Origin of the sequence: Streptomyces sp. ID05-39B, from assembly GCF_033794725.1 — a bacterium.
GTDB lineage: Bacteria > Actinomycetota > Actinomycetes > Streptomycetales > Streptomycetaceae > Streptomyces > Streptomyces bobili.
The window spans coordinates 1-17,363 of sequence record NZ_JARGEF010000016.1 but is presented as its reverse complement, the minus strand read 5'-3'; the positions used below and the strand labels follow the sequence as shown (position 1 = coordinate 17,363).

Genomic DNA, 17,363 nt, shown 5'->3' with positions numbered 1-17,363 from the left:
CCTACTCCTCCGGCGAATCGTCGTCCTCGGCACTCTCGCCGGCACTCTCCCCGGTCGGCTTCGGCGGCTTCGGGGGCCGCGTCCGCTCGCCGGGGCCGGGCGGTCCGCCGCCGTCCCGGCGCCGCAGATAGCGCTCGAACTCCCGGGCGATCGCCTCACCCGAGGCCTCCGGCAGCTCCGCGGTGTCGCGGGCCTCCTCCAGCGTCTGGACGTACTCCGCGACCTCACTGTCCTCCGCGGCCAGTTGGTCCACGCCGACCTGCCAGGCACGCGCGTCCTCGGGCAACTCGCCCAGCGGGATGCGCACGTCGATCAGGTCCTCCAGCCGGTTCAGGAGAGCCAGCGTCGCCTTCGGGTTGGGCGGCTGCGACACGTAGTGCGGTACGGCCGCCCACAGGCTGACCGCCGGCACGCCCGCGTGCGTGCACGCCTCCTGGAGGACGCCGACGATGCCCGTGGGGCCCTCGTACTTGGTCTCCTCCAGGTCCATCCGCTGGGCCAGGTCCGCGTCGGACGTCGTGCCGCTGATCGGAACCGGACGGGTGTGCGGGGTGTCGCCGAGCAGGGCGCCGAGGATGACGACCAGCTCCACGCCCAACTCGTGCGCGAAGCCGAGCAGCTCGTTGCAGAACGAGCGCCAGCGCATGGACGGTTCGATGCCCCGCACGAGCACGAGGTCGCGGGGCTTCTCGCCGCCGACCCGCACCACCGACAACCTTGTCGTCGGCCACGTGATCTTTCGCACTCCGGCATCGATCCACACGGTGGGCCGGTTCACCTGGAAGTCGTAGTAGTCCTCGGCGTCCAGCGCCGCGAACACCTCGCCCTTCCACTCCCGTTCCAGATGCGCGACCGCGGTGGAGGCGGCGTCGCCGGCATCGTTCCAGCCCTCGAACGCGGCCACCATGACCGGGTCGATCAGCTCGGGAACCCCCTCGAGCTCGATCACCCAGCGCCTCCTTCCGACGTGCCCTCGCCTGACCACCCAACCTTACGGCGTCCGGCGGGGGCGCCCGCAGCCCCCTTGCACGGGCCCGGTGAACGGATCACTGCCCCGTTCACCACCCCCGGACACCCCTCGCCGGAAGCCACTCGAAGGCCCGACCTCGACGTCCGCTCCCGGGCGGGAACTCCGGGCCACCGGCGAGGTGTTCGGACACCGAGGTGATCGGCCGATGATGCGGCGCGGCACGCACGCGAACGGGACGGCCCCTCCCCGAGGAGCCGTCCCCTTCGCGTCGTAGCGCCCTACCGGCTACTTCTTGTCGAGCAGGTCCTGCACCTTCGCGCGGACCTCGTCCGTGGCCAGGCCGCGGATCGTCAGGGTGGTACGGCGGCGCAGGACGTCGTCCTGCGTCTCGGCCCACTCGTGGTCGCGGGCGTAGACGACCTGCGCCCAGATCTCCGGAGCGTCGGGGTGGACGCGCTCGCTCAGTTCCGGGTTCTCGTTCGCCAGGCGGGCGATGTCGAAGGCCAGCGAACCGTAGTGCGTGGCCAGGTGCCTGGCGGTGTCGGCGGCCATGCGCGGCCCCGGAGCCGGATTGTCGACGAGCAGCCGGTGGGCGACCGCGCGCGGGTTGGCGACACCCGGCAGCGGCATCCTCTTAGGCAGCGAGGAGACCGGCTCGAAGTCGTCACCGAGCGGGTGGCCCGGCAGCGCCTCCAGCTTCTGCATGACCGTCCGCCCGATGTGCCGGAACGTCGTCCACTTGCCGCCCGCGACCGACAGCATCCCGCCCTTGCCCTCGGTCACCACCGTCTCCCGCTTCGCCTTGGCCGTGTCGCCGGGACCGCCCGGCAGCACCCGCAGACCGGCGAACGCGTACGTGATCAGATCACGGTCGAGCTGCTGGTCACGGATGGAGAACGCGGCCTCGTCGAGTATCTGCGCCGTGTCCTTCTCGGTGACCGAGACGTCCGCGGGGTCGCCCTCGTAGACCTCGTCGGTCGTGCCGAGCAGAAGCATGTCCTCCCAGGGGAGGGCGAAGGTGATCCGGTACTTGTCGATCGGGGTCGCCAGCGCCGCCTTCCACGCAGACGTCCGCTTCAGGACCAGATGCGCGCCCTTCGACAGCCGGATCGACGGTGCGGCATTCGGGTCCTCCATCCGGCGCAGGTGGTCCACCCACGGCCCGGTCGCGTTGAGCACGAGCCGGGCGCTGACGCCGAACTCGTCACCGGAGAGACGGTCGCGCAGCTCGGCGCCCGTCACCCGGCCCTTGGTGAAGCGCAGCCCGGTCACCTCGGCGTGGTTGAGCACCACGGCGCCCGCCTCGACGGCCGCGCGGACCGTCATCAGCGCCATCCGGGCGTCGTTCATCTGGTCGTCGCCGTACACGGCGACGGCCTTGAGGTTCTCGGTGCGCAGCTCGGGCACGTCGCGCTGGGCCTTGCCCGGCGACAGCAGGTGTCCCACGCCGTCACCGAAGGCCGACAGCGCGGAGTAGGCGAAGACGCCCGCCCCGAGCTTCGCCGCGCCGTGCGGCCCGCCCTTGTACACGGGGAGGTAGAAGGTGAGCGGGTTCGCCAGGTGGGGGGCCACCTGGCGGGACACCGCACGGCGCTCGAAGTGGTTCTCCGCCACCAGCTTCACCGCGCCGGTCTGCAGGTAGCGCAGACCGCCGTGGAGCAGCTTGGAGGAGGCGGAGGAGGTGGCGCCGGCGAAGTCGCCGGCGTCGACCACTGCCACCCTGAGGCCGGACTGCGCGGCATGCCAGGCGGTGGAGATGCCCAGGATGCCGCCGCCGATCACGAGGAGGTCGTACGACGCCTTGGCGAGCTGCTCCCGGGTCTCGGCACGGCTCGGGTTCGAGCCGTAGGCCGGGTGCGTGCCGAGGGCAGGCACGGACTGCAGGGTGGACTCGGTGGTCATTGCGGTTCTTACTCCTCGTCAGTCTTCGTCGGCGATCCAGCCCATGGTCCGCTCGACGGCCTTGAGCCAGCTCTTGTACTCACGGTCGCGGGTGTCCGCGTCCATGCGGGGGGTCCACTCGGCGGCCCGCCGCCAGTTGGCGCGCAGGTCGTCGGTGCTGGTCCAGAAGCCGACGGCGAGGCCGGCGGCGTAGGCGGCACCGAGGCAGGTCGTCTCGGCGACCATCGGACGCACGACCGGCGCGTCCAGGAAGTCCGAGAGGGTCTGCATCAGCAGGTTGTTGGAGGTCATGCCGCCGTCGACCTTGAGGGCCGCCAGCTCGACGCCGGAGTCCTTGGTCATGGCGTCGCTGATCTCGCGGGTCTGCCAGGCGGTCGCCTCCAGGACGGCGCGCGCGAGGTGCGCCTTGGTGACGTACCGGGTGAGGCCGGCGATGACACCGCGGGCGTCCGGACGCCAGTAGGGGGCGAACAGTCCGGAGAAGGCCGGCACGAAGTACGCGCCGCCGTTGTCCTCGACCGACAGCGCGAGCGTCTCGATCTCGGCGGCGGTGGAGATCAGCCCCATCTGGTCGCGCATCCACTGCACCAGCGAGCCGGTGACGGCGATGGAACCCTCGAGGGCGTAGACCGGCTTGTTCTCGCCGATGCGGTAGCCGACGGTGGTCAGCAGCCCGGAGTACGAGTTGATGATCTTGTCGCCGGTGTTCATCAGCATGAACGTGCCGGTGCCGTACGTCGACTTGGCCTCGCCCTCCGCGAAACAGGTCTGGCCGAACAGGGCCGCCTGCTGGTCGCCGAGCGCGGAGGCGACCGGGATGCCGCCGAGCAGGTCGCCCAGCTTGCCGCCGGTGATCTCGCCGTAGACCTCGGCGGAGGAGCGGATCTCCGGGAGCATCGCCAGCGGAACGCCGATGGACTCGGCGATCTTCGGGTCCCACTCCAGGGTGTGCAGGTTCATCAGCATGGTGCGCGAGGCGTTGGTGACGTCGGTGACGTGCCGTCCGCCGTTGACACCGCCGGTCAGGTTCCAGATGACCCAGCTGTCCATGGTGCCGAACAGGATGTCCCCGGCCTCGGCGCGCTCGCGCAGACCCTCGACGTTGTCGAGCAGCCAGCGGGCCTTCGGGCCGGCGAAGTACGAGGCCAGCGGCAGGCCCGTCTCACGGCGGAAGCGGTCCTGGCCGACGTTGCGGCCCAGGTCGCGGCAGAGGGCGTCGGTACGGGTGTCCTGCCAGACGATGGCGTTGTGGACGGGCTCACCGGTGTTCCTGTCCCACAGGACGGTGGTCTCGCGCTGGTTGGTGATGCCGATGGCCTTGATGTCGTCGCGGGTGATGTCCGCCTTGGCGATGGCGGAGGCGACGACCTCCTCGACGTTGGTCCAGATCTCGGTCGCGTCGTGCTCGACCCAGCCCGGCTTCGGGAAGATCTGCTCGTGCTCCTTCTGGTCGACGGAGACGATCCGGCCGTCGCGGTCGAAGACGATGCAGCGCGAGGAGGTGGTGCCCTGGTCGATCGCGGCGATGAACGGGCCGGCGGTGTGGGCGTCGGTCACAGTGTGCTCCCGGAGATTCCGTGGTTGAAGAGCGGTACGTACGGCGCGTGCTCGGTGTGCAACGTGAAGCTCATGTTCCTGAACTCATGTTCCTAGGCGAACGCCACGTTGTAGATGCCTGCCGCTATCGCTCCGCCGATCAGCGGACCGACCACCGGGACCCAGGCATAGCTCCAGTCGGAGCCACCCTTGTTGGGCAGGGGCAGCAGGGCGTGCACGATGCGCGGACCGAGGTCACGGGCCGGGTTGATCGCGTAGCCCGTCGGGCCGCCGAGGGACAGGCCGATCGAGACGACCACCAGCGCGGTGATCAGCGCGCCCATGGTGCCGAGGCCGTTGCCCTTGTCGTTGAGGCCCTGCGTGAGGATGGCGAGCACCAGCACGACGGTGCCGATGATCTCCGTGGCGAGGTTCTGCACCGCGTTGCGGATCTCCGGGCCGGTGGAGAAGATGCCGAGCACCGGGCCGGCCCCCTTCTCCTGGGCCTCCACGGCCTTGGCGGTCGTGTCCTGCGCACCCGGACCGCCGACGATCTCCCTGTCGGTGAGGTGCGCCTGGAACTGGCCGTAGTAGGTGACCCACACCAGGGCCGCGCCGATGGCGGCACCGATCATCTGACCGGCCCAGTACACCGGGACGTTCTTCCAGTCGCCGTCCTTGATCGCGAGGGCGAGGGTCACGGCCGGGTTCAGATGGGCACCCGACAGGGGCGCCGAGGTGTAGACCGCCGTCAGCACGGCGAAGCCCCACCCGAAGGTGATGGCGAGCCAGCCGGCGTTACGGGCCTTGGAGGCCTTCAGCGTGACGGCGGCGCACACACCGCCGCCGAGCAGGATGAGTATGGCGGTACCGATGGTCTCGCCGATGAAGATGTCGGAGCTGGACACCCGCGACTCCTTTGTCCTTCGTCCAGGGGACCGAACCCCGGGTCCCTCCGGGAGTTCGAGCTGCTCTCGGATGAGAGCGATGCCGGCCCTTGGCGTTGTCACACTCTAGCGCGTATTGCCGGTAGGTGTTCGACAATGCCGACCGATGGACGGGAGTCTTGCTCCGGCGTCGCGGGTGCGTCAAGAGTCCTGTTATCGAAAGCACGATCGTTATTGATCGCTGCCGCAGATCGATCCGGGCGGGCCGATCCCCGTGCTCGCGCGCTTGCGCACGGAAACGCGTATGTCCACGTCAGGGCGCGGCGAGGGCCGGCACGGCCACGCGGCGGCGAGACCCGCGACGGCCACGGCGGTGAGTGGCGCGGTGGTCGCGGCGGCGAGGGCGGCGAGGGCCGCGACGGCCACGGCGGTGAGTACCGGAGCGCTTCTGCCGAGGGGCGGGAGCAGGGCGTGCCGAGGGGAAGCGGTGGGGGTGCCGGGACGGCGAAGGCGTGCCGACGGGCCGTGGCGGGCGTGCGCAGGGGAGGCGGCGGGCATGCCGAAAGCCGGAGCGTCGTCGCGGCGCCCCGGTGTGTCTGCGCGCAGGTCTCAGAACCGCCCGGCGCCCAGGTCGCGCGACACCGCACGGGCACAGTCGCGTACGGCGGCGATCAGCTCGGGGCGCACCTCGCCGTCCCGGCACAGGCGCTCCACCGCACCGGTGATACCGACGGCGCCCACCGGCATGCGCCGCCGGTCGTGAATGGGCGCGGCGACGGAGGAGACGCCCTCCCAGGTCTCCTCGACGTCCGCCGCGTACCCCCGCGCACGCGTGAGGTCGAGGAGCTGCTCGAATTCCTCCAGCTCACACACCGTGCGTTCGGTGAAGGGCTTGCGGTCGGCCTCCATGGCCTCGCTGTGCGCGACCGGGTCGTACGCCGACAGCACCTTGCCCAGGGCCGTCGAGTGCAGCGGCTGCATGGCCCCGATCTCCAGGACCTGCCGGCTGTCGTCGGGCCGGAACACGTGGTGCACGATCAGGACGCCCTGCTGGTGCAGCACGCCCAGGTGGACGCTCTCGCCGCTGGAGCGGGCCAGGTCGTCCGTCCACACCAGGGCACGCGCGCGCAGCTCGTGCACGTCCAGATACGTGGTGCCCAGGCGTAGCAGCTCGGCGCCCAGCTGGTAGCGGCCGGAGGCCTCGTCCTGTTCGACGAAGCCCTCCTGCTGCAGGGTGCGCAGAATGCCGTGGGCCGTGCCCTTGGCCAGGCCCAGGGCCGAGGCGATGTCCGAGAGGCCCAGCCGCCGCTCGCCGCCCGCGAGCAGTCGCAGCATCGCGGCCGCCCGTTCGAGCGACTGGATGTTCCGTGCCATCGCCGTTCTGCCTCCGTCCCCTCGGCCGTCCACGCGCAGCCAATGCTGCCGTCGTTCGGCATTGTCGAACACTACCGGTCCATGCCGACCTCCCGCCAATGGTCGGTCGATACGCGTCACACCACTTGGCCCCCATGGGCGACACACAGACTTCCGGGTCCGTCCCGTGGACGCCCTGACCATAAGCCCCCGGTCCCGGCTACCCTGGCGGCGAGCGCCCTCCACGGGAAGCTCCATGACCGATCCCCCGGGACGGTCCGGGAGCGACCGGAGGGCGCCGTGAAGCCGACAGCCGTCGCACCCGAGGGAGCCCTTTCATGGCCTCTGTGCCGCCGACCCCTTCCGCCGACAGCCGGACCCGTGTGTCCGAGCTCCGTCAGGCACTCGCCACCCGAGTGGTGGTGGCCGACGGAGCGATGGGCACGATGCTCCAGGCCCAGGACCCCACGCTCGAGGACTTCCAGAACCTCGAGGGCTGCAACGAGATCCTCAACGTCACCCGGCCCGACATCGTGCGCTCGGTGCACGAGGAGTACTTCGCCGTCGGCGTGGACTGCGTGGAGACCAACACCTTCGGCGCGAACTTCGCCGCCATGGCCGAGTACGACATCCCGGAGCGGGTCCACGAACTGTCCGAGGCGGGCGCTCGCATCGCCCGCGAGACGGCGGACTCCTTCGCGGCACGTGACGGCCGCACCCGCTGGGTGCTCGGCTCGATCGGCCCCGGCACCAAACTGCCCACCCTCGGACACGTCGCCTACACCACCCTGCGCGACGCCTACCAGGAGAACGCCGAGGGTCTCATCGCCGGCGGCGCCGACGCGCTGATCGTCGAGACCACCCAGGACCTCCTCCAGACCAAGGCCGCCGTGCTCGGCGCCCAGCGCGCCCGCCGCAACGCCGGCCTGGACCTGCCGCTGATCGTCTCCGTGACGGTCGAGACCACCGGCACCATGCTGCTCGGCTCCGAGATCGGCGCCGCCCTGACGGCCCTGGAGCCGCTCGGCATCGACATGATCGGCATGAACTGCGCCACCGGCCCCGCCGAGATGAGCGAGCACCTGCGCTACCTGGCGCGCAACTCCCGCATCCCGCTGGCCTGCATGCCGAACGCGGGACTGCCGGTCCTCGGCAAGGACGGCGCCAGCTACCCGCTGACGGCCCCCGAGCTGGCGGACGCCCAGGAGAACTTCGTCCGCGACTACGGACTGTCCCTGATCGGCGGCTGCTGCGGCACCACCCCCGAGCACCTGCGCCAGGTCGTCGAGCGAGTCCGCGGCCTCGCCCCCGCCGCGCGCGACCCGCGCCCCGAGGCGGGCGCCGCCTCGCTCTACCAGAACGTCCCGTTCCGCCAGGACACCGCGTACATGGCGATCGGCGAGCGCACCAACGCCAACGGCTCGAAGAAGTTCCGCGAGGCCATGCTCCAGGGCCGCTGGGACGACTGCGTGGAGATCGCCCGCGAGCAGATCCGCGAAGGCGCCCACATGCTCGACCTGTGCGTGGACTACGTCGGCCGCGACGGCGTCGCCGACATGGAGGAACTCGCCGGCCGCTTCGCCACCGCCTCCACCCTGCCCATCGTCCTGGACTCCACCGAGGTCGACGTCCTGCGGGCCGGCCTGGAGAAGCTCGGCGGCCGCGCGGTCATCAACTCCGTCAACTACGAGGACGGCGACGGCCCCGAGTCCCGCTTCGCCAAGGTCACCCGGCTGGCCCAGGAGCACGGCGCCGCGCTCATCGCCCTCACCATCGACGAGGAGGGCCAGGCCCGTACCCCGGAGCACAAGGTCGCGATCGCCGAGCGGCTGATCACCGACCTCACCGGCAACTGGGGCATCCACGAGTCGGACATCCTCATCGACACCCTGACCTTCACCATCTGTACCGGTCAGGAGGAGTCCCGCAAGGACGGCATCGCCACCATCGAGGCGATCCGCGAGCTGAAGCGGCGCCACCCCGACGTCCAGACCACGCTGGGCCTGTCGAACATCTCCTTCGGTCTCAACCCGGCCGCCCGCGTCCTGCTCAACTCCGTCTTCCTCGACGAATGCGTCAAGGCGGGCCTGGACTCCGCGATCGTGCACGCGTCGAAGATCCTGCCGATCGCCCGCTTCACCGAGGAAGAGGTAGGCACGGCCCTCGACCTCATCTACGACCGCCGCGGCGAGGGCTACGACCCCCTGCAGAAGCTCATGGCCCTGTTCGAGGGTGCCACCACCAAGTCCCTCAAGGCCGGACGCGCCGAGGAACTGGCCGCCCTGCCCCTGGACGAGCGCCTCAAGCGCCGCATCATCGACGGTGAGAAGAACGGCCTGGAGGCCGACCTCGACGCCGCCCTCCAGGTCCGTTCCGCCCTGGAGATCGTCAACGAGACCCTCCTGGACGGCATGAAGGTGGTCGGCGAACTGTTCGGCTCCGGCCAGATGCAGCTGCCGTTCGTCCTGCAGTCCGCCGAGGTCATGAAGACCGCGGTCGCCTACCTCGAACCCCACATGGAGAAGGTCGAGGGCGAGGAGGGCAAGGGCACCATCGTGCTGGCCACCGTCCGCGGCGACGTCCACGACATCGGCAAGAACCTCGTCGACATCATCCTGACCAACAACGGCTACAACGTCGTCAACCTCGGCATCAAGCAGCCCGTCTCCGCGATCCTCGAGGCCGCCGAGGAGCACCGCGCCGACGTCATCGGCATGTCCGGTCTCCTGGTCAAGTCAACGGTGATCATGAAGGAGAACCTCCAGGAGCTGAACCAGCGCGGCCTGGCGGCCGACTACCCGGTCATCCTCGGCGGCGCCGCCCTGACCCGCGCCTACGTCGAACAGGACCTGCACGAGGTCTACGAGGGCGAGGTCCGCTACGCCCGCGACGCCTTCGAGGGCCTGCGCCTGATGGACGCCCTCATCGGCGTCAAGCGGGGCGTGCCCGGCGCGGCGCTGCCCGAACTGAAGCAGCGCCGGGTCCGCGCGAGCGCCGGCGCCGTCGAGGCCGAGGAACACCCGGAGGAGGGCCACGTCCGCTCCGACGTCGCCACCGACAACCCCGTCCCCGAGCCGCCGTTCTGGGAGACCCGCGTCATCAAGGGCATCCAGCTCAAGGAGTACGCCTCCTGGCTGGACGAGGGCGCCCTCTTCAAGGGCCAGTGGGGCCTCAAGCAGGCCCGCACCGGCGACGGCCCCACGTACGAGGAGCTCGTCGAGACGGAGGGCCGGCCCCGGCTGCGCGGGCTGCTGGACAAGCTCCAGACCGACAACCTGCTGGAAGCCGCCGTCGTCTACGGCTACTTCCCCTGTGTGTCCAAGGACGACGACCTGATCATCCTCGACGAGCAGGGCAACGAGCGGACCCGCTTCACCTTCCCCCGCCAGCGCCGCGGCCGCCGCCTGTGCCTGGCCGACTTCTTCCGCCCCGAGGAGTCGGGGGAGACCGACGTGGTCGGCCTCCAGGTCGTCACCGTCGGCTCCCGCATCGGCGAGGAGACCGCCAAGCTCTTCGAGGCCAACGCCTACCGCGACTACCTCGAACTGCACGGGCTGTCGGTCCAGCTGGCGGAGGCCCTCGCCGAGTACTGGCACGGCCGGGTGCGCTCGGAGCTGGGATACGCCGGCGAGGACCCCGCCGACGTCGAGGAGATGTTCGCCCTGAAGTACCGCGGCGCCCGCTTCTCCCTCGGCTACGGCGCCTGCCCCAACCTGGAGGACCGCGCCAAGATCGCCGAGCTGCTGCGGCCCGAGCGGATCGGCGTCCACCTCTCCGAGGAGTTCCAGCTGCACCCCGAGCAGTCCACGGACGCCATCGTGATCCACCACCCGGAGGCGAAGTACTTCAACGCACGGTGAGGCGCCGCACACGCCGCGCCGCGCCGCGTTCGGCACACTGATCGGACAAGTCGTACACTGGTCGGTCCACTGAAGGCCGGTTCCCTCTCGGGAACCGGCCTGCTCGTCCCTCAAGGAGGTACGTGGATGACCAGCACGGTCCCCGCACTAGGAACCCGGACGGCCGAAGGCTCGGCCCTGCAGGCAGTGCTCCTCGACATGGACGGCACCCTGGTGGACACCGAGGGCTTCTGGTGGGACGTCGAGGCCGAGGTCTTCGCCCGGCTCGGCCACACCCTCGACGACTCCTGGCGCCATGTCGTGGTCGGCGGCCCGATGAGCCGCAGCGCCGGGTTCCTGATCGAGGCGACCGGCGCCGACATCACCCTCGCCGAACTCAGCGTCCTGCTCAACCAGGGCTTCGAGGAGCGCATCGGACACGGCCTGCCGCTGATGCCGGGAGCCGCCCGGCTGCTGGCCGAGCTGGCGGCGCGCCGGATCCCGACGGCCCTCGTCTCCGCCTCGCACCGCCGCATCATCGACCGCGTCCTCACCTCGCTGGGCCCCCGGCACTTCGCGCTGACGGTGGCCGGCGACGAGGTGTCGCGAACCAAGCCGCACCCCGACCCCTATCTGTTCGCCGCCGCCGGCCTGGGTGCGGATCCGGCCAGATGCGCCGTCGTCGAGGACACCGCGACCGGGGTCGCCTCGGCCGAGGCGGCGGGCTGCCAGGTCGTCGCCGTGCCGTCCGTCGCGCCCATCGCCCCGGCGCCCCGGCGGACCGTCGTTCCCTCCCTGGAACAGGTCGACCTGACGTTCCTGCGTGCCCTGATGCCGCTCGGATGATCGTCACGGAGATCAAGCGTGATCTCCGTGATCCGCGGTCATCGTGATCTCCATCATCTCCGTGATCTTCCGATGACAGAAATGCCGGAGCCGTTCACCCAGCGTGCACCACCGATAGCGAGGGAATTCGGCGCGTGCCCGCGCGGGGAATTCAGGCCGACGCAGACGGCCGAATTCCGCTCCGCGCGCACCCTGACGCACATGTGAACTTCGCCACGCTGAACGGTCTCGACACAGGCGCCCAGATGTGCCGTTCACCCCCGTTCGGGGGGTGCGGGCGGGTCCTTGTGTCCCGATTCATGGGACCGTGCACGAATCATTCCACTGTCGGGTTTTCGGTGTGTCCACGCCCGGTTTCGCTGCGTGATGGCCTTTCAACTCCGGTGGCTGCGAACCCTGGTGCAGGTGCGGACTAATCTCGTCGCGAGAACATCGCCCTTACCCCCGTGATCCGCCGCGACACCCCTGCATGCCGGGTACACGGACCTGACAGCTCTGGAGAAACTCGAGCATGAACCGCAAGACTTTGGTGCTGCCGGCCGTGGCAGGTCTGCTCGCGCCCGTGCTCGCCGCCTGTGGCGGGTCCGACAGCGGCAGCGGCAGCGGCGACGCCATCGTCGTGGGCACCACCGACCGGTTCACCGCCACCAAGGACGCCCCGGCGCCCTTCGACCCGGCCTACGCCTACGACGTCGGCAGCTGGAACGTCCTGCGCCAGACCGTGCAGACCCTGATGATCCAGCCCAAGGGGGAGGGCGACCCCGTCCCCGAGGCGGCCGAGAGCTGCGGCTTCACCGACACGGGCAACGAGCGCTTCGCCTGCAAGCTCCGCAAGGACCTGAAGTTCGCCAACGGCGACGCCGTGACCGCCGAGGACGTCAAGTTCTCCATCGACCGGGCCCTCGCCCTCAAGGCCGACTCCGGCGTGTTCGCCCTCCTCTCGACGGTCGACACCGTCGAGACCAAGGGTGACAACGAAGTCATCTTCCATCTCAACACCGCCGACGCCACCTTCCCGTTCAAGCTGTCGACCCCGGTCGCCGGCATCGTCAACCCCGACGACTACGAGAAGGGCAAGCTGCGCGACGGCTTCTCCGTCGACGGCTCCGGCCCGTACACCCTCGAGGCCAAGACTGACGGCGACGAGCTGACCAGGGCCGTCTTCACCAAGAACCCCAACTACCAGGGTGCTCTCGATGTGAAGAACGACAAGGTCGAGATGGTCTCGTACGCGGACGCCGACGAGATGGGCACCGCCATCGAAAAGGGCGACATCGACGTGATGACCCGCACCATGTCGCCCGAGCAGATCGAGAAGCTCTCCGACTCCTCCGCCGACGACAGCGTCGACATCGTCGAGCTGGCCGGCCTGGAGATCCGCTACCTCGCCTTCAACACCACGGCCCCGTCCGTGAAGGAGAAGGCGGTCCGCCAGGCCATGGCGCAGGTCGTCAACCGCGGCGAGCTGGTCAACAACGTCTACGGCTCGCAGGCCGAGCCGCTCTTCTCGCTCGTCCCGGCCTCGGTCACCGGCCACTCCAACTCGTTCTTCAACAAGTACGGCGAAGCCAACGTCAGCAAGGCCAAGACCCTGCTGACCAAGGCCGACGTCACCACCCCGGTGAAGGTGACGCTGCACTACACGACCGACCACTACGGTCCGGCCACGAAGAAGGAGTTCGAGCTCCTCCAGAAGCAGCTCAACGCCAGCGGCCTGTTCGAGGTCTCCATCGAGGGCACCCCCTGGGACGCCTTCGTCCCCGCCGAGCGCAAGGGCGAGTACGACGTCTGGGGCATGGGCTGGTTCCCCGACTTCGCCGACGGTGACAGCTACATCGCGCCGTTCCTCGACAAGGACAACTTCCTCAAGTCGCCGTACCAGAACAGCGAGATCATCAACAAGCTCATCCCGGAGTCCCGTCGCGAGGCCGACCGCCTGGCCGCAGGCAAGACGCTGACGGAGATTCAGGACATCGTCGCCGAGGACGTCCCCGTCCTGCCCCTGTGGCAGGGCAAGCAGTACGTCGCCTCCCGCGACGACGTCACGGGCACCGCCTACGTGCTGAACTCCTCCGCCACCCTCCAGCTCTGGGAGCTGTCCCGCGGCACCAGCGGCTGACGGACCGTCCGGCCCGGGGCCGTGGACCACGGCCCCGGGAGCACGAGAACGACGACAAGGCACACGCACGTGAACATGCGCAACCAGTGGCCGGTCCTGCCCGTCGTGGCGGGGCTGGCCTCCGGCCTGTTGACCGGCTGCGGCTCACAGTCGACAGGCTCCGGCGGCGACGGCTCCGCCGTGGTCATCGGAATGTCCGACGACGTCCTGGCCACCGACCCGGCCTCCGGCTACGACCCCGGCTCCTGGCTGTTGTTCAACAACGTCTTCCAGTCACTGCTGAGCTTCCCCAAGGGCGCCACCGAACCCGAGCCCGACGCCGCGAAGGACTGCGGCTTCACCGACACACGGACCAAGGTCTACACCTGCACCCTCAAGGACGGCCTGAAGTTCAGCAACGGTGACGCCCTCACCTCCGAGGACGTCAAGTTCTCCTTCGACCGCATGCTGGCCGTCGACGACCCGGCCGGCCCCGCGATCATGTTCCCCATGCTCGACAAGGTCGAGACACCGGACGAGAAGACCGTCGTCTTCAAGCTGAAGGTCCCCGACGCCACCTTCCCCAGCAAGATCGCCTCGGGCGCGGGCTCCATCGTCGACCACCGCCAGTACGACGCCGACGGCCTGCGCGAGGACGGCGAGGCCGTCGGCTCCGGCCCCTACCAGCTGGACTCCTTCGGCGAGGACGAAGCCACCTTCTCCGCCAACGAGCACTACAAGGGCACCGCCGAGGTCAAGAACACCGGCGTCACCCTGAAGTTCTTCCACGGCGACCAGCGCGGACTCAAGACGGCCCTCCTCGACGACCGCGTCGACATCGCCTACCGAGGCCTCACCGCCACCGACATCGCCGACACCGACACCAACGACGACAGCTCGGGTGTCGAGGTCGTCGAGGGCAGCAGCGCCGAGGTCCAGCACCTCGTCTTCAACATGGACGACCCCGTCGCCGGCAAGCTCGGCGTCCGCCGCGCCATCGCCCACCTGATCGACCGCGAAGCCCTGATCACCGACGTCTACCAGGGCACCGCCGACCCGCTGTACTCGATCATCCCCGCCGGAATCGCCGGCCACAACACCGCCTTCTTCGACCGCTACGGCGCCAGCCCCTCCCGCACCGCGGCCGCCGCCGCCCTCGAGGACGACGGCATCACCGACAAGGTCGACCTCACCCTCTGGTCCACCCCCTCGCGCTACGGCCCCGCCACCGACCAGGAACTGAAGGCGATCGCCGCCCAGCTCAACGCCAGCGGCCTCTTCGAAGCCGACGTCAGGTCGGTGGCCTACCAGCAGTACGAGAAGGACATCGCCGACGGCAAGTACGGTGTCTACGTCAAGGGCTGGGTGCCCGACTACCCCGACCCCGACAACTTCACCGCGCCCTTCTTCGGCGAGGGCAACGTCCTGGGCAACAACTACACCGACAACGCCATCACCGGCACGCTCATCCCGCGCACCGCCGCCCAGAGCGACCGCGGCGCCACCGCCGACGACTACGGCCGGCTCCAGGACATCGTGGCCGACCAGGTCCCCGTCCTCCCGATCTGGCAGGCCAAGCAGTACGCCGTCGTCCAGGAGAACGTCTACGGCCTGGAGAACTGCCTCGACGCCTCCACCGTCTTCCGCTTCTGGGAGCTGGAGAAGGGCTGAGAAGCCCCAACAGACGCGGAGGGCGCCCCTTGTCAGGAAGGGGCGCCCTCCGTGCCGTCGTGCGGTGGGTCCCGCCGCTACTGAGCCCCGGGACGCACCAGCCCGCTCTCATAGGCATACACCGCCGCCTGCACCCGGTCCCGCAGGCTCAGCTTGGTCAGCACATGCCCGACATGCGTCTTCACGGTCGTCTCACTGACGAACAGGTCGGCGGCGATCTCCGCGTTCGACAGACCCCGCGCCACCAGCTTCAGCACCTCGACCTCACGGTCGGTGAGCGTGTGCAGCGTGTCCGGCAGCGGTTCGTCGCCCGAGGGCAGATGCGTGGCGTACTTGTCGAGCAGCCGCCGGGTGATGCTCGGCGCGAGCATCGCCTCACCGGCTGCCACCACCCGGATCGCCTGCACCAGCTCGTTGGCGGGCGCGTCCTTGAGCAGGAACCCGCTCGCCCCGGCGCGCAGCGCCTCCACCACGTACTCGTCGAGGTCGAAGGTCGTCAGCACCAGCACCTTCGCCGGACCGTCCCGGCCCGGCCCGGTGATCTGCCGCGTCGCCTCCACCCCGTCCATACGAGGCATACGGATGTCCATCAGAACAACATCGGGCTGCAGGGCCCGCACCTGGTCGAGGGCCTGGAGGCCGTCGCCGGCCTCACCGACCACCGCGAGGTCCTGCTCCGCCTCCAGAATCATCCGGAAGCCGGTACGCAGCAGCGGCTGATCATCGACCAGTAGGACGCGGATGGCCACGTAAGTCTCCTTCGGTAGTCCGGCCCCATTCTGCCCTGCGCGACCGCGCCGGACTCGGCCGCCCTCACCCACGCCCTACCCCTGGACCGTCCCCCCGACCGGCCGCACCGGCAACGGATACGGCGGGGGAGTACCACCGAACTCCGGACAGTGCGCCTGGTGATCACACCAACCGCACAGCTTCGTCGGACGGGGCCGCCACTCACCCGTCTCCGTCGCCAGCCGGATCGCCTCCCACAACGCCAACAGCTTGCGCTCCACCCGCTCCAGATCGGCGAGCACCGGATCGTACGTCAGCACATCACCACTGCCCAGATAGACCAGCTGGAGCCGCCGGGGGATCACGTTCTTCAACCGCCACACGACCAGCGCATAGAACTTCATCTGGAACAACGCGCTCTCGGCGTACTCCGGCCGGGGCGCCTTGCCGGTCTTGTAGTCCACGATCCGCACCTCACCGGTGGGAGCCACGTCGACCCGGTCGATGATCCCGCGCAGCCTCAGCCCGGACTCCAGCTCCGTCTCCACGAACAGCTCCCGCTCGGCGGGCTCCAGCCGCGTCGGATCCTCCAGCGTGAACCACCGCTCGACCAGCTGCTCCGCCTCCGCCAGCCAGCCGGACAGCCGCTCACCCTCAGGATCGTCGGCGAACAGCTCCGCCACCTCGGGCCGCGACTCACGCAGCCGGTCCCACTGGCCCGGCACCAGCGACCTGGCCCGCGGCGCGGTCCGCTCGGCGGCAGGCGCGTCGAAAAGACGCTCCAGCACCGCGTGCACCAACGTGCCCCGCGTGGCCGCCGCACTCGGCTTCTCAGGCAGCCGGTCGATCACCCGGAACCGGTACAGCAACGGGCACTGCATGAAGTCGCCCGCGCGCGAGGGCGAGAGCGAAGCGGGCGCTATCGCGGTGACGGCCTTCTCACCGGCGGCCTCCACCGCCACCACGACCGTCTCCCCGACCCCCGCCCGCGGCAGGCTCCCCACACCGTCCTCGTCGCCGGACCGGGCGACACCCTCGCTGCTGCTCTCCATGCCCAAGACCTTACGGCCCGCCACCGACAGTGACCCCCTCCGCCCACGGCAAGTGGCGGGAGCCGTGAAACCCCAGGGGGTGCCGGGGCGGAACGCGTCCCGGCGGACGCATACCATCGGTCCCAGACCCTTCCGCCCGGCAGGAGCGGGAGTTGCGACCAACGAGGGGACACCGTGGTGGAAAGCGGCGGGAGCGGGCAGCCGCGGCCCGACAGCGAAGAGCCGGCCGAGCGCCACGCGACACCCGCGCCCCCGCCGGCCGCACACCAGGAGCCCCCGGCCGAGGCCCTCGACCCCTCCACGGACAAGCGGCACGGCCCCTCGGCCGGGACGCCCGACGAGCCGCCCACTCCGGCGAAGGCCGGGACGCCCGACGAGTCCAAGCCACAGCACGAGCGGGCGGCCGGCGCCCCGGACCCGGCCGACCGGACACCGGACCCCGCCGACCGGACACCGGACCCCGCCGACCTCCACCCCGAC

At 70.0% G+C, this 17,363-nt stretch carries 12 protein-coding genes and 1 pseudogene; 5 read left to right on the top strand and 8 right to left on the bottom strand.

Translation table 11 applies throughout. From position 1 onward, the window contains the following. Position 1 precedes the first annotated feature (1 nt). The 6 genes from P1P75_RS06430 to P1P75_RS06405 all read right to left on the bottom strand — a co-directional run bounded on the left by P1P75_RS06430 (position 2) and on the right by P1P75_RS06405 (position 6,669). Entirely contained in the window at positions 2–949 is a 948-nt protein-coding gene (locus P1P75_RS06430) for a PAC2 family protein (protein ID WP_319252424.1), read from the bottom strand. A 306-nt stretch (positions 950–1,255) separates the two neighbouring features. Beyond that, the gene (locus P1P75_RS06425) at positions 1,256–2,872 is read right to left on the bottom strand and encodes a glycerol-3-phosphate dehydrogenase/oxidase (protein ID WP_319252423.1); all 1,617 of its coding nucleotides are present in this window, start codon (positions 2,870–2,872) and stop codon (positions 1,256–1,258) included. 18 nt (positions 2,873–2,890) lie between these two features. Then, on the bottom strand, positions 2,891–4,429 hold the full coding sequence (gene glpK / locus P1P75_RS06420; protein WP_266454486.1) for a glycerol kinase GlpK: 1,539 nt from the start codon (positions 4,427–4,429) through the stop codon (positions 2,891–2,893). A gap of 92 nt (positions 4,430–4,521) precedes the next feature. Next, positions 4,522–5,316 carry an MIP/aquaporin family protein gene (locus tag P1P75_RS06415; protein ID WP_319252422.1) on the bottom strand — a complete coding sequence of 265 codons (795 nt, stop codon included), beginning with the start codon at positions 5,314–5,316 and terminating at the stop codon, positions 4,522–4,524. Between the two features lie 210 nt (positions 5,317–5,526). Beyond that, a complete protein-coding gene (locus tag P1P75_RS06410) occupies positions 5,527–5,853 on the bottom strand; it encodes a hypothetical protein (protein WP_319252421.1) in 327 nt (108 codons plus the stop codon). Positions 5,854–5,904: 51 nt separating this feature from the next. Then, positions 5,905–6,669 carry an IclR family transcriptional regulator gene (locus tag P1P75_RS06405; RefSeq protein WP_319252420.1) on the bottom strand — a complete coding sequence of 255 codons (765 nt, stop codon included), beginning with the start codon at positions 6,667–6,669 and terminating at the stop codon, positions 5,905–5,907. Positions 6,670–6,986: 317 nt separating this feature from the next. On the opposite strand from P1P75_RS06405, the gene metH reads away from it, so the two are divergent. The 4 genes from metH to P1P75_RS06385 all read left to right on the top strand — a co-directional run bounded on the left by metH (position 6,987) and on the right by P1P75_RS06385 (position 15,102). Further along, positions 6,987–10,508: a methionine synthase gene (gene metH / locus P1P75_RS06400; RefSeq protein WP_319252419.1), complete on the top strand. Its 3,522-nt coding sequence runs from the start codon at positions 6,987–6,989 to the stop codon at positions 10,506–10,508. A gap of 126 nt (positions 10,509–10,634) precedes the next feature. Then, on the top strand, positions 10,635–11,333 hold the full coding sequence (locus P1P75_RS06395) for an HAD family phosphatase (protein ID WP_319252418.1): 699 nt from the start codon (positions 10,635–10,637) through the stop codon (positions 11,331–11,333). A 511-nt stretch (positions 11,334–11,844) separates the two neighbouring features. Next, positions 11,845–13,452, top strand: coding sequence for an ABC transporter substrate-binding protein (locus P1P75_RS06390; RefSeq protein WP_319252417.1), 1,608 nt, complete (start codon positions 11,845–11,847; stop codon positions 13,450–13,452). Positions 13,453–13,521: 69 nt separating this feature from the next. Continuing rightward, a complete protein-coding gene (locus tag P1P75_RS06385) occupies positions 13,522–15,102 on the top strand; it encodes an ABC transporter substrate-binding protein (protein WP_319252416.1) in 1,581 nt (526 codons plus the stop codon). Positions 15,103–15,179: 77 nt separating this feature from the next. On the opposite strand, the gene P1P75_RS06380 is transcribed toward P1P75_RS06385, so the two are convergent. Together P1P75_RS06380 and P1P75_RS06375 are read right to left on the bottom strand one after the other, a co-directional pair. Continuing rightward, entirely contained in the window at positions 15,180–15,851 is a 672-nt protein-coding gene (locus tag P1P75_RS06380) for a response regulator transcription factor (RefSeq protein WP_086770157.1), read from the bottom strand. A gap of 75 nt (positions 15,852–15,926) precedes the next feature. Beyond that, positions 15,927–16,883 (bottom strand): RecB family exonuclease, encoded by a 957-nt coding sequence (locus P1P75_RS06375; protein WP_319252415.1) that lies wholly within the window; start codon positions 16,881–16,883, stop codon positions 15,927–15,929. Positions 16,884–17,057: 174 nt separating this feature from the next. On the opposite strand from P1P75_RS06375, the pseudogene P1P75_RS06370 reads away from it, so the two are divergent. Continuing rightward, a pseudogene (locus P1P75_RS06370) lies at positions 17,058–17,363 on the top strand (peptidase); the annotation flags it as partial.